The organism is Sulfurimonas sp., assembly GCF_028694895.1.
Lineage (GTDB): Bacteria > Campylobacterota > Campylobacteria > Campylobacterales > Sulfurimonadaceae > Sulfurimonas.
Genome location: NZ_JAQVKA010000004.1, coordinates 43,763 through 57,082, shown reverse-complemented (window position 1 = coordinate 57,082; position 13,320 = coordinate 43,763). Strand labels below are relative to the sequence as shown.

The 13,320-nt window shown below is 36.2% G+C and carries 9 protein-coding genes and 1 pseudogene; all 10 read right to left on the bottom strand.

All coding sequences use genetic code 11. From position 1 onward, the window contains the following. Window positions 1-1,030 (bottom strand): annotated as a pseudogene (locus PHI38_RS01495) (flagellar protein); the annotation flags it as partial. A gap of 35 nt (window positions 1,031-1,065) precedes the next feature. Beyond that, window positions 1,066-2,574 (bottom strand): NADH-quinone oxidoreductase subunit NuoN, encoded by a 1,509-nt coding sequence (nuoN, locus tag PHI38_RS01490; RefSeq protein WP_299851789.1) that lies wholly within the window; start codon window positions 2,572-2,574, stop codon window positions 1,066-1,068. Continuing rightward, window positions 2,574-4,127, bottom strand: coding sequence for an NADH-quinone oxidoreductase subunit M (locus PHI38_RS01485; RefSeq protein WP_299851787.1), 1,554 nt, complete (start codon window positions 4,125-4,127; stop codon window positions 2,574-2,576). The genes nuoN and PHI38_RS01485 overlap by 1 nt, the downstream gene beginning before the upstream one ends. Window positions 4,128-4,130: 3 nt before the next feature. Then, on the bottom strand, window positions 4,131-6,053 hold the full coding sequence (nuoL, locus tag PHI38_RS01480) for an NADH-quinone oxidoreductase subunit L (protein ID WP_299851784.1): 1,923 nt from the start codon (window positions 6,051-6,053) through the stop codon (window positions 4,131-4,133). A gap of 3 nt (window positions 6,054-6,056) precedes the next feature. Next, on the bottom strand, window positions 6,057-6,365 hold the full coding sequence (gene nuoK / locus PHI38_RS01475) for an NADH-quinone oxidoreductase subunit NuoK (RefSeq protein WP_299851781.1): 309 nt from the start codon (window positions 6,363-6,365) through the stop codon (window positions 6,057-6,059). Further along, complete coding sequence (locus PHI38_RS01470; protein WP_299851779.1) at window positions 6,362-6,934, bottom strand: NADH-quinone oxidoreductase subunit J; 573 nt, start codon at window positions 6,932-6,934, stop codon at window positions 6,362-6,364. The genes nuoK and PHI38_RS01470 overlap by 4 nt, the downstream gene beginning before the upstream one ends. Before the next feature lie 11 nt (window positions 6,935-6,945). Continuing rightward, window positions 6,946-7,581, bottom strand: coding sequence for an NADH-quinone oxidoreductase subunit NuoI (nuoI, locus tag PHI38_RS01465; RefSeq protein ID WP_299851776.1), 636 nt, complete (start codon window positions 7,579-7,581; stop codon window positions 6,946-6,948). A gap of 10 nt (window positions 7,582-7,591) precedes the next feature. Then, window positions 7,592-8,578: an NADH-quinone oxidoreductase subunit NuoH gene (gene nuoH / locus PHI38_RS01460; RefSeq protein ID WP_299851773.1), complete on the bottom strand. Its 987-nt coding sequence runs from the start codon at window positions 8,576-8,578 to the stop codon at window positions 7,592-7,594. Between the two features lie 3 nt (window positions 8,579-8,581). Next, on the bottom strand, window positions 8,582-11,068 hold the full coding sequence (locus PHI38_RS01455; protein ID WP_299851770.1) for an NADH-quinone oxidoreductase subunit G: 2,487 nt from the start codon (window positions 11,066-11,068) through the stop codon (window positions 8,582-8,584). Next, complete coding sequence (locus tag PHI38_RS01450; RefSeq protein ID WP_299851767.1) at window positions 11,068-13,311, bottom strand: NADH-quinone oxidoreductase subunit G; 2,244 nt, start codon at window positions 13,309-13,311, stop codon at window positions 11,068-11,070. Before PHI38_RS01450 ends, PHI38_RS01455 begins: the two co-directional genes overlap by 1 nt. Window positions 13,312-13,320 lie beyond the last annotated feature (9 nt).

Here is a 13,320-nt window from a genome sequence, read left to right as displayed (position 1 = left end):
CTTCGCTCATCTTGGTATTTGATATCAGTACTCTGCTTAATCTAAATGCCGCTTCCACTGCAACATCAATGTTATCTGTCTCACTAAGTGCCTTTTCATACAGTGTTTGAGCCTTTGAATAGTTTGCAGAGCCTTCTAGTGCCTCTGCCATGTAGATATATCCCCATTTGGCATAAACAGAGTCATAGTGTTCGCTAAACAATCTATCATAAAAATACTCTGCATCGCTATTTAATCCAACTTTATTGTAAGCTTTTGCGGTTAAAGAGAGTACTTCAGCAACATTTTCATCAGAGGAATACTCTCTTAAATACTCTTTTGAAATGTCTATAAGCTTATCATTCTCTTGTAATTTTGAGTGTATTCTAATCTTATAAAAAAGTAACTCTGCTCTAAATAGAGAGTTTGGATACTCTTTTATAACTTCATCACACAACTCTAAGGCAAGCTCATAATCTTTATCTTCATAGAGTTTTTTAATCTTTATATACTCAGTTGCATCACCAACTCTTTTAATATATACTGGGTTACCTTTAATATCTAAACTTCCAACATATGGAAATCTGTTTTCATGCGCAGTAAAAGGGAGATTAAGAGCTAATGGATTTTTTTTCTCTTCTTGTATATACGGGACTTTATCTTTATACCCAACTATCATCCAATGCTCAGATAGCTCTACATTTGCACTAAAGAGAGTCTCCTCTTTTGTCAAATTAAAAACCATCGGATATAACTTCATCTTTTGATATGGTTTGATTATCAAGAAAAAGGTATCTTTTTTTACTTCACTCTCAATTTCAAAAAAATTATTTTGAAGCTTCTGGATTTTTTGAGCTGGAAGTTTTGAAAAAGCACATACAATTTTTGCTACGTTATCAAAGTCATCTTTAAACTCTTGACATAAAAATTTATTGTTATGATTTAAATGGAGTGTTGAGTAGGTTTCATGATTCTCTTTTGCACCAGAGAGAGATATCTCAAGTGCAAAAATATGTAAACTAAGTAGAAGAAGGAGTACTATTTTAAACAAACGCTCCCTCCTCCTTTATATAAAAAATTATTCTATTAATATCCGCTATTATATACAAAGAGCGTAACAAACTCTAAGAGTTGATTTACCACGATAAAAGCAAAAATAGTTCCTATAGCTGCGATACCAATTATTGTTCTAAGAGGAAGAGTAGCGTTTGAACTATATACATGTCCGTTGTTCTCTGTAAGTGGATCTTTCATAAACATATATACGATTAGCTTTAAGTAGTAATAACCAGCGATTGCTGAGTTAAGAGCCATAATAAGGGCTAAAACAGTATATCCTCCAGTGATTGCAGAACTTATCATATATATCTTACCCCAAAACAGAGCAAACGGTGGTATACCTGCTAAACTAAGCATAAATAGACCCATAATAGTTGCTGCAACTGGAGCAGTTTTTACCATACCTGAGAACTTATCATAACTATGATCTGATTGTTGATGAGCAGGAAGATTTTTCTGTCTACTTATCCAAAGCATAGAGAATGAGCCTAGGTTTGTAAAGCTAAAGAGTATCCAGTATAAGAAAAGTGCACTATTTGACTGCGTTGTACCAATAAGTATAGCAGCCATTACGAAACCAGCATGAGATATTGAACTGTACGCTAACATCCTCTTAACATCCGTTTGAACAAGTGCCCAAACGTTTGCCATAGTCATAGTCATTACAACACCAATATATAATATCACTTCAAGCCAAACAACTCCACTATGAATTAAAAATTCAAATAGTCTCATAGCTACGATAAATGCAGCTATCTTTGGAACAATAGACATATAACCAGCTAATGGTGCAGCTGAGCCTTCATAAACATCTGGCGTCCATGTATGAAATGGAACCATAGAGAGTTTAAAGCCAAATGACGCAAGTAAAAATACAACAGCTATAAGAACAAAACCTATATCTTCATAGTTATTAGCTGCTAGTACTGCTGCAATTTTATTGATTTCAACTGAGCCCGTAAGTGCATAAAATACCATTGAGCCAAAGCTAAAAAATCCAGCGGCAAGTGCGCCCATTGTAAAGTACTTTATAGCTGCTTCAAACGACTTATCACGGTTGTGCATAGCTATTAGAGTATAAAGAGCTAATGAAGCTGTCTCTAAACCAACAAACACCAAAATTAGGTTATCTGTTGATACCATAAACTGGAAGCCTGCAATCATAAACAAAAAGAGTGCAAAAAATTCAGGATATGAGAACTCATGGAATCTCTTATGCGTAAGTGCAAGTGGTATAAAGAGCATTGAAGCACCAACTATGATAAACTGAGAGAGTATTGCCAAACCATCAATAAGCATGACATCAAACACGCCCATAATAGTACCATTGTTAGCAAATACACCAGCAGAATCTACGAGTGCCACAAAATCAACTCCTAAAATCAGAAGACTCAGCATTACATATAAAGATTTATCTTGTTCACTTTTAAATAGATCTATAATAATGATTAAAAGCGCACCAATAATCGGAATCAACATTGGCACAAGAGTCATTAGGTTCAATGACTCTATTGATACATTTACAGGTGCTAACATTAGTGTGCCTCCCTTTCTGGTTTAGTTATAAGACCCATGTCCTTATTGACATTTGGTATTCTTAATTTTGCTTCTTGGGTTATAGATTTTTCATGCATTAAAGTAACAATCCCTTCTACACTTTTGTTAATTGGCTCTAAAAGCACTTTTGGATATACACCAAGCCAGATAGTAATAATCGTTAATGGGATAAGCGCTAATAGCTCTTTTTTGTTTACATCTGGAAGATTTCTATTCTCTTCATGTGTAACTTCTCCAAAAAACATCTTCTTATAAGCACTAAGCATATAAATAGCTCCAACAATGATTGCAGTTCCTGCAAGAAGAGTTAGTATATGTGACTGCTTGTAAAAGCCGAGTAAACTTAAAAACTCTCCAATAAAGTTTATCGTAAGAGGCAGACCAACCGAAGCCATAAGCATGATTCCAAAGATGGTTGCATAACGAGGCATAACTGAAGCTAGTCCTCCAAACTCACTCATAATCTTCGTATGTCTTCTATCATAAATTACACCAACAAGAAAGAACAGAGCACCCGAAACTACACCGTGCGCAATCATTAAAAAGATTGAACCTGTAATACCTTCAACGTTAAGTGCGAATGTACCAAGAATAATTACACCCATGTGCGATACAGATGAGTAAGCAACAACTTGCTTAATATCTTTTTGAGCGTAAGCAACCATTGCAGTATAGATAATCATAATGATAGCTAGTACTGCTATTGGATACATAAAGTAAACTGACGCATCTGGGAAAAGCGGTAAAGAGAAACGTATAAATGCGTATGTACCCATTTTTAAAAGGATTGCCGCAAGTATTACCGAACCAATAGTAGGTGCTTGACCATGAGCGTATGGTAACCATGTATGAAATGGAAACATTGGAACTTTGATAGCAAAACCAAAGAAAAAGGCAACAAAGAGCCAGTTTTGAAATGATTCAGGAAGTATCAGACGGTACCAATCAAGAAGTGCAAAACTCCACTCTCCTGTTGCTTGATAATAAAAATATGCCATAAATAACATACCTACTAACATTACAAGTGAACCTGCAAATGTATATAGGAAAAACTTAACAGAAGCATAGATTCTAAGCGGTCCACCCCACGCACCAATGATATATAGCATCGGCACAAGAGATAACTCCCAAAAGAGATAAAACACAATAGCATCAAGCGCAACAAACACACCAACCATAGTCATCTGTAAAAACAGAAGTGTAATGATTAGATTTTTGATGTCCTTCATCTCTCCAAGTGAAGCAATACCTATCATGGTAAAGAATGCAGCTAGAATGACAATAAAGAGCGAAACTCCATCCACACCAACTATATAGTTGATACCAAATGCTGGAACTAGTGCAATTTGTTCCATAAACTGCATTCCAGATACGTTTGAGTCAAACGCAAACCATAACCAGATTGCAAGTCCAAACTCGATTGTAGCAACAGCTACACCATAAGAACGTATGCTATTTTTGTTAACCACAAATCCAAGGATACCTGCTAGGGCTGGAAAGAAAACTAAAATTGATAATATATGATCTAGCATATGTTAAACTCCTAAACCTGAGAGAAATATCTTTATTTCTCCAGAATATCTAGCCGCTAGTCCAAAGACTACCGCTAATGATAGTAACGCAACTGTTCCTGCTACCATCCATTTTAACATGGTTGATAGATTACCGCTTTGCATAACTCTTGTTGTATCTCCTGTGTTATAGAGTATATTTGCTATACCATCAACAGTTCCATCTACGACTTTTTGATCTACTTTTGTCCATAAAACATCTGAGAGCTCTCTATATGCCTTAACTAGATACTCTTCATAAAAATATGGAATGTAGTATTGGTTAATAAGAAGTTTATAACCAAAGCTATTCTCCATCTTAGATGTTCCATCTGGCACTTTAATCTCTCTACTTGTATATTTTTTATATGCATAAAGAATTGCACCAGCAACAAAGAGTTGAGTTCCAATAGTCATAATCCAAAATGTTATTGGATGGTGAATGTGATACTCTAATTCTGGAAGTACTTTTGTAACCATCTCAAAATATGTCATCTTAAATGACCCTGCAATAACTGCAAGTAAAAGAAGTGGGCTCATAGCAACTAACATAAATTTATGTGCTTCATGTGGATGAATACCAAAGAGTTTATATCTCTCTTCACCGTGGAAAATAAGTGCAACAAGTCTAAATGAGTAAAACGCTGTTAAACCTGCAGTAAAGAGTAAAACTGAGTAGATAATATAATGGTTCTCAACAAAAGCCACCTCTAGAATCAAATCTTTTGAGAAGAATCCAGCAAGTGGAAAGATTCCTGCAAGTGCTACTGAAGCGACAGTCATCATAACAAATGTGCCCTTCATTACTTTGTTAAGTCCACCCATTTTAAATGGATCTAACTCATCATGCATAGCGTGCATTACGTTTCCTGCACCCAAAAATAGAAGCGCTTTAAAGAATGCATGAGCCATAAGATGAAAAAGTGCAACCCAGTAAGCTCCAAGCCCAGCAGCTGCAAACATATACCCTAGTTGTGATAGCGTAGAGTATGCAATAACTCTTTTCATATCACGGTTAACTAGTGCCATAGATGCTGCAAAAAGAGCAACAAATGCTCCTAAACTTGCAATAAAAAGCCCTACACTAGGGATTAAATCATATAGTGGACTTGCACGAACAACAAGGTAAACACCAGCTGTAACCATTGTAGCAGCGTGAATTAAAGCCGAAACTGGAGTAGGTCCTTCCATCGCATCTGCGAGCCAAGTATGAAGTGGAAACTGTGCAGATTTACCCATCGCTCCGATAAATAAAAATATACCCATCCATACAAGAATTGCACTGTCTAAAGATGGCATTGCAGTAAAAGCAGCGTAATACTGAAGTGTTCCTGTATTCCAATAAACTAAGAAGATACCAATCAACATTGCAAGGTCAGCAATACGGTTCATAATGAACGCTTCATTAGCAGCCCATGTAGCACTCTCTTTTTTATACCAAAAACCAATAAGTCCCCATGAACATAGACCAACGCCTTCCCAACCTATAAAAAGACCAGCAAAGTTGTCGCTCATAACAAGAACCATCATAGAAAATACGAATGCTGATAACCAAGAGAAGAAACGGTTAAAGCCTTTATCATTTTCCATATAGCCAATAGCATAGACATGAACAACAGTTGAAACAAGTGTTACAACCATCATCATGACAACGCTGACCTGATCAACTACAAAACCAAAAGGAATATATAAATCTCCCGTAGCTATCCATGTCATCATCTCAACATGAAGAGTAATATCTGTTGTAAATACTAGTATTAGTAGCATCGTACTACTAAATAGAGATACTCCAAGAAGTGCACTTGGCACTATTCCAGCTATTTTTATCTTTGGTGAAGCCCCAAAAAGTGCTGCAAACAAAGAACCTACTAGTGGAGAGAAAAGTGCTGTATATAAAAATAGTTCCATATCTTATCCTCTCATACTTGACATATTGTCTAGGTCTATATTGTTATGTTTTTTATGCCAAACAATTAAAAGCCCAAGTCCTACAGCAACTTCTGATGCAGCAATTGCTATTACAAAAAATGCGAACATTTGGCCAGTTAAATCACCATAATAGTGAGATATCGCAGCAAAAGATATATTTACTGCATTTAAGAGTATCTCTGTTGCAAAAAAGAGCATAAGTAGATTTTTTCTTCTCATAACTCCAACTAAACCTATAGCAAAAAGTATAGTTGAGAGTACAAGATAGTGATTTAATCCAATTTCCATCATACGTTAACCTTTTTATCTTCTTCTTTCATATTCATAAGTTCCGAATCGCTCATAAGAGTAAGAGATAAATCCATCTTCTTTCCTGCAAGAACAATTCCAGCAATCATCGCTACAAGTAGCATAACTGCAGCCACTTCAAAAGGTACCAAATACTTTGTAAAAAGAACCATACCAACTTCTTGAGTGTTTCCTGCACCCTCTACCATTGGATAGAATGCCTCAACATTGTTGCCAACTATTGGAGCTGAAACAATGACAACTACTAAAAGTGCTGCTAAAGAGCTAAGTCCAATAATTATTGCTTTATTGCCTTGTTTCTCTTTTACATCTCTTGTAGTATCAAAGAACATCATTCCAAAAGCATAAAGGGCCATAACAGCACCAGAATATACTATTATTTGAACGGCACCTAAAAAGTCAGCACCCAAAATAAAGAAAAACGCTGATATAAAAATCATTCCTGCTGCAAGTGCTGAGAGGGCATACAACGCTTGTGACGTTGTTACCGTAATATAGAACATTGCAATCGTTAAAAAAGCGAAAAGGTAAAATGCAATTGCTTCAAACATAACTAAACTCCTTAATAAGCTAGAGGTGTTTTTTTAACACGCTCATCTTCATGTGGTGTAATTGCACCAAAACCTTCAAACTCTACTTGAGTTCCTGCTTTCATCGTATCAAAAGGTGTAAGCATATCTTGGTACATAATAAAGTGTTCTCTTTGATCACTTGCATTCTCATATTCGCCACCATGCGTAATTGCAAGTTCTGGACAAACTTCCGCGCAATATCCACAAAAGATACAACGACCTAAGTTAATACTGTACTCTGTTACTTCTTTGCGAGACTCTTCATCTAATCTTGTATCTATTCTAATACAGTTTGAGATACAAATCTTCTCACAAAGACCACAACCAATACATCTCTCAGCATCAGACTCCCAAAGTCTCTTCATCTCATGAACAGCTCTGTATCTTGGTCCAATTGGCATCTTCTCAAGAGGATACTGAATCGTATGAATATCAAATCTAATCATCTCACGAAGAACTACCCAAAGACCTACAAAGAGTTCGCCTCTGAGTGCTCTTCTTAGTGTTCTTGTAAATTTACCCCATCCATCTGTTGGATAGTCTGCGATATCCACCATAAAGTAATCGCTATTAATTTCAGTTACATTTCTATTATTAAAATGTTGTTCAATATTTTCGTTATGCATCTCTACCCCCTTACATCAGTACAATAGCAGTGATAAGTATATTTATCATAGCTATTGGCATTAAAACTTTCCAACACAACCACATAAGTTGATCTGGTCTAATATCTGGCCAAGCCGCTCTAGTCCACAAGAAGAAGAAAAAGAAGAATGCAACTTTAAGAAGTAATCCAATTGCTCCTAAAAAGCTTCCATCACCATATCCACCTAAGAAAAGTAGTGCAATTACAAAAGATATAAAGAACATATTTGCATACTCTCCGATAAAAAACAGTCCCCATCTCATACCAGAATACTCTGTTCCAAATCCATCAATAATCTCATGATCATTTGCGATTAAGTGAAATGGTGTTCTTCCTGTCTCTGCAAAAGCTGCTATCCAAAAAAGAATAAATGCAACAGGCTGAGTCCATACTATCCAGCTTGTAATTCCATCTGCTTGATACTCATTAAAATCAACTAATGATAAAGAACCAACCATCATAATAGGTGCTAAAATAGAAAGACCAGTTACTACCTCATAAGAGATAAATACGGCAGCACCACGAGCAGCTGAGATAAGTGAGAACTTATTTGCAGAAGCCATACCGCCAAGAAGTGGACCATAAAGACCAACTCCCATGATTCCTAGTATATATAAAATACCAATGTTTATATCTGCTACTATTGGATGAACTTCATATCCAAAAAGTGTAAAAGACGGTAAAAACGGAATTGCAGCAGCTGCCATAAAAGCTGTTGCTGCTGTAATTACAGGTGCTATCTTAAAGATTTTTCCAACAACGTTTGTTGGAACAATATCCTCTTTAGTAAAGAGTTTGATACCATCCGCGGCAACTTGTAAGAGTCCAAAAGGACCTACGTTTACAGGCCCAAGACGACGCTGCATAAATGCTAGAACTTTTCTCTCAAAGTAAGTACCAATTCCAGCTAAGCCAGAGAATACTAGTAAAATAACTACTATTTTTATTATCGTCTCTATAAAATATGCCATTTCCATATATTACACCCTTTCAATCGAAGCTGTTGCAAAGCGGTATGAGCTAAACAGTGCCTCTGAGTTCAATTTAGAATCAAAAGTCGGCAGAACAATAATATCCCCGCTTATTTTGTTATCACTAACTATATTTGCTACTAGTTCACCGCTTGCACTCTTTACTCTCACGATGTCTCCTTCATTAAAATCAGAATTAGCCAAGAACTCTTCACTCATATAAACACCACTTACCTCATCAAGGTTGGTAGTTTTATATGTAAATGGAGTGAACTGTCTAACAGGATTTGCCATATAGATTAAAGTTCCCTCGAGTTTTGTCTCTTTAAACTTCTCTACACTCTCATCGCCACATTTTTTAACTGCAACATTATCAAGTAGGTATCCACGACACTCTGTTCCATCATTCTCATAATGGTTTGGTAGCGTATCAAACTCTTTTGAGATAAATCCACTCTTTGTTGGAAGCATTTTTGTATATTCTATTACATTCTCTGCATTGAAGCCTAAAGCATTTGCGATGTCATTAAGTTCATATCCGTTGTAGCCAATTGCAGCATTTGTTGGGTTTACTCTTTTATTTATGCTTGTTAGTGTTCCCTCTTGCTGATTAATAGAAGGCATATCCAAATCCCCATCACCTAAAGCTGAGAGTGTAAAGTCACCTTTCGTGTTATAGCCGATAGTATAAGAGCCTACTTCATCATCAAGCTCACAAATAAGTGCAACACCAAGTGAGTTTGTCAGTGTAGGAATCATTGTAATTTCAAACGCACTATACTTCTCAATCAGAGCTAAAAGACGAGCAAGGTTTTTTGCATTTGGATGCGTATATAAATCTGGTCCAGCGATTAGAGCAAAACTATCTTTTTTAGCTAAGTTCTTCTCCAACTCTTCCATAAAGTTCTCATTAGCACCTAAAATCTCTAAAAGAGCATTTTCATCTACTTCTACTTCTTTTGTGATTTTTTTAGGAACTATTTTTTTCTTCTCTTCTTCAATCTCTTCTTCTTCACCACTCTCTTCATTTATCTTCATAACTTTAACTATTTCAGTAATCTCTTCTTTGATTATCTCTTCAACAGTTATAGTTTTTTTAGTATGAAATGATGCTAAGTAATCAACTATCTCTGAAGGTAATTTCTCTTTATCTGCAAACAGATCAAGGATTAGATAAAGAACAATCTCTTCTTGAAGTGGAGCGTGATACATTGTCATTATACTTTTACCAAGGCCTTCAATAACAGGATCTTTTAAAGGATGGAAGTATAGTCCAGCACCCTTATTTACAGTCATTGAGTTATTTAACGCGTATCTTGCATTTGGATTATCGCTCTTAATAGCTGTTCCAACTGAGATAACAAAGTTAACATTATGGGTTGCTTCTAAATCATAACCATAAAGCTTAGTACCACTAATCTCACTATAGTAATTTAAAAATGTTTGAAATGCTTTTGCTTCATTGTTTACAAGTTTATATCCGAACTTATCTCTTAGAACTTGAAGAAGATAAGCCTCTTCATTTGTAATAGTTGAAGTAAATTTAATAGTGTCTGCTTTTTTAAATGCTTCAATCGCTGCATTAAATGCACTCTCATCTTTTTTATCCACTACATTTTGATAGTCAAAACCATATCTTCCAGCGCCACATAGTGCAACATAGTTCCACTCATTCATAACACGATAAATCTTTGTATCTGTGTTGTCAATACTTGTATGTTTTACATCATAGCTAATCTGACATCCTGCCGAGCAGTGTCCACAAGTTGCTGGAATCTGCTCACACTCCCAAGCATTTGAAGTATATATATAGTGAGTATCAACAAGCGCTCCAACTGGACAAACAGCAGCACACTCGCCACAACTTGTACAATCAAGCATCTCTTCGCCGCTCGTAAGACCGATAAGAGATTTATTTAGTTTATTCCACATCGCATAAGCGTCTTTTGGCATACTCTCTTTGTACTCAGCCTCAAGCGCATCAGCGCCACGAGGAACTGTTTTTAGAGCGTTATCGCCTATCATATCTTTACATGTTGTTACACATCTCTCACATACGATACAAAGACCTGGGTTGTAATGAATATGGCCCCAATCTACATCACTTCTATCGACGTCTTTAACTGCATAATGCTGCTTATCAACGCCCATCTCTAAAGTATAGTTTTGAAGCTCACACTCTCCTGATTGATCACAAACACCACACTCAAGAGGATGATTAACATCATACACTTCCATGATTGCACGGCGCTCTATTATGATGTTTTCAGTAGAAGTAATAACACTCATTCCCTCTTTGCTCTTTGCGTTACATGCATAAACTTGTTTGCCATCTGCTTCAACTAAACATAGTCTACACGCGAGTGTTGGACTACATCTACTTAGATAACAGATAGCTGGTATAAAGATATCATTAGCACGAGCAGCATTTAAAATATACTCGCCCTCTTGTGTTTGTATCTCTTTTCCATCAATGTTTATAGTAATTTTACTCATTACACTATTCTCACTATTTTGGATTTTTCAAATCTGTATCTACTAGCATCTACACTAATATCAAATGTAGGGTTTAGCGCCACAGTTCCTTTAAGTTCATTATCTAATTTAAATTCTCTTGTAATTTTTGTTGAGCCATAACTTATCTCAACTTTGTCTCCATCGTTTATCTTTGCAGCAACTGCAAACTGCGCAGAACCTCTTAAGAAGTTCTCTTTTGGTAGTTGTGTAGTTTTTGCAGTGTAGTTGTTAAACTGAAGAACTGGATCACACTGATAGATAATTGTTCCATTAAACTCCGGCATATCATCAAGTTCTTCAATCTTACCATTAGAAGCGCACTCTACTTCATCAAGTATATAACCTCTGTTATCTTCGCCAAGCGGAGCTAAAAAGTTTTCTAAATCATCAAAAGCTATGCCCTTAAAGCCAGCATTTGTGTTTAACTCTTTTGTATAATCAATTGTCTCATCTTTAACTATATCAAATGCTTTTGCAATATCATTTAGGGTATATCCATCAAACGCTAAAGCAACGTTTGTAGGAAGCACTCTGTTGTCTATACTTACAAATGTTCCCTCTTGTTGATTAAGCGCTGCAACTGCCAAATCTCCACTCCCAAGTGAAGAGATAAGAAAATCTCCTTTTGCGTTATATCCAACAACGTTAGATATATCTTCATCTTTATCTAAAGAGTTTATAAGTGATACGCCTAGAGTATTTACATCACGAGGAACAACAACTATAGAAAAATCACTATATTTTTCAATAAGTGCTGCTAGTTTTGCAATGTTGCTTGAGCGCTCATGAGCGATAATATCATTTCCAATTATTAGAGTACGCTTTGATGCTCTTGCAAAAGATTTCATCATCTGCGAGAACTCCTCTTCTCCGATGTTTGTCTCAGCATAGATATATCCTAAGTCTAACTCATCAAAGAACGCTCTCTCATCTTCATCAAGTGAAGCTTCACTCAAAAGAGAATTAGCTAAAAGTGCTATAACACCCTCTTCTGTTCCTACTTCATGCTTCATCATCTGAGTTATAACGTTTTGCATCAAAGCATCTTCCATAGGGTGCATATATACTATCTTTGCACCATTATGTTTTGCAGCCGTTGTAAGTGCGTATCTAACGCCTGGATTATCGGTTGCAATTCTACTTCCAATTATCACAACAGCGTCTGATTGCTTTATAGCATCAAGTGAACCGCTATGGTGTAGTTTTCCACTAATTGAGCTGTATGAGTGCATAAATGAAGCAAACTTTCTTGCATCTTCATTGAAGAGTTTTACACCTAGTTTTGCTTTTAAGAGCTCTAGTATGTGTGCCTCTTCATTTGTAATCATTGAAGAAAAACGAATAGCTTTAGCACTACGTAACGCTTGAATTGCTTTGTTAAATGCCACTTCATCACTTGAAGCTCTATTCTCAAAGTCAAAGCCAAAACGTCCTGCTCCACAAAGAGATGTAAATTCAAAGTTATTTTTAACTCTATATAATTCATCTTCTCCATTTATAGAGGCGTGTCTTGTCTCATACTCTAATGGACATCCAGCTGAGCAGTGTGCACAAGTAGAAGGAATACGCTCTAACTCCCACGCATTTGCTCTATATCTAAAGCCACTGCTAGTAAGTGCTCCAACTGGGCAAACTGCAATACACTCTCCACAAAAAGTACAATCTAGCGCTTCAGAATTTTTTGGAATGATTATAGAGTTATAGCCACCAAATTTTACTTCAATAGCATCATCGCCGATAACTTCATTACATACGTGAACACATTTCTCACACATAATACATAGCGATGCTTCATAGTCTATAAGTCCCCAGTGCTTTATTGGGCGGAGTTGATCACGAGCTGAGAAGTTTTGACGCTCAACATTAAACTCTAGAGTTTTGTTTTGAAGGTCGCAATCTCCAGATTTATCACAAACGCCACACTCTAATGGATGGTTTACATCATAAAGCTTCATGATATTTACTCTCTCATGATTTAGTGCTTGGCTATCTGTTGTTATCTCAACGCCCTCAACTGGTGGAGTGTTACAACTAAGTACAAAGCCATCCATACCACTAGCTTCTACAACACACATACGACAAGATGCACATGGAGTAGTTTTAGAGATATAACACATTGTTGGGATATAGATTTCATTCTTACGCGCAACAGTTAGTATAGTCTCACCACTAGAAGCAACGACTGAGATACCATTAATTTTGAAATTAATCTCTTTTTTCATTGCACCCAT

Excerpts from the sequence above, each read along its gene's own strand:
- PHI38_RS01485 (WP_299851787.1), bottom strand. The coding sequence starts at position 4,127 with ATGCTAGATCATATATTATCAATTTTAGTTTTCTTTCCAGCCCTAGCA.
- nuoL (WP_299851784.1), bottom strand. The coding sequence starts at position 6,053 with ATGGAACTATTTTTATATACAGCACTTTTCTCTCCACTAGTAGGTTCT.
- nuoH (WP_299851773.1), bottom strand. The coding sequence starts at position 8,578 with ATGGAAATGGCATATTTTATAGAGACGATAATAAAAATAGTAGTTATT.
- PHI38_RS01470 (WP_299851779.1), bottom strand. The coding sequence starts at position 6,934 with ATGTTTGAAGCAATTGCATTTTACCTTTTCGCTTTTTTAACGATTGCA.
- nuoN (WP_299851789.1), bottom strand. The coding sequence starts at position 2,574 with ATGTTAGCACCTGTAAATGTATCAATAGAGTCATTGAACCTAATGACT.
- PHI38_RS01450 (WP_299851767.1), bottom strand. The coding sequence starts at position 13,311 with ATGAAAAAAGAGATTAATTTCAAAATTAATGGTATCTCAGTCGTTGCT.
- nuoI (WP_299851776.1), bottom strand. The coding sequence starts at position 7,581 with ATGCATAACGAAAATATTGAACAACATTTTAATAATAGAAATGTAACT.
- PHI38_RS01455 (WP_299851770.1), bottom strand. The coding sequence starts at position 11,068 with ATGAGTAAAATTACTATAAACATTGATGGAAAAGAGATACAAACACAA.
- nuoK (WP_299851781.1), bottom strand. The coding sequence starts at position 6,365 with ATGATGGAAATTGGATTAAATCACTATCTTGTACTCTCAACTATACTT.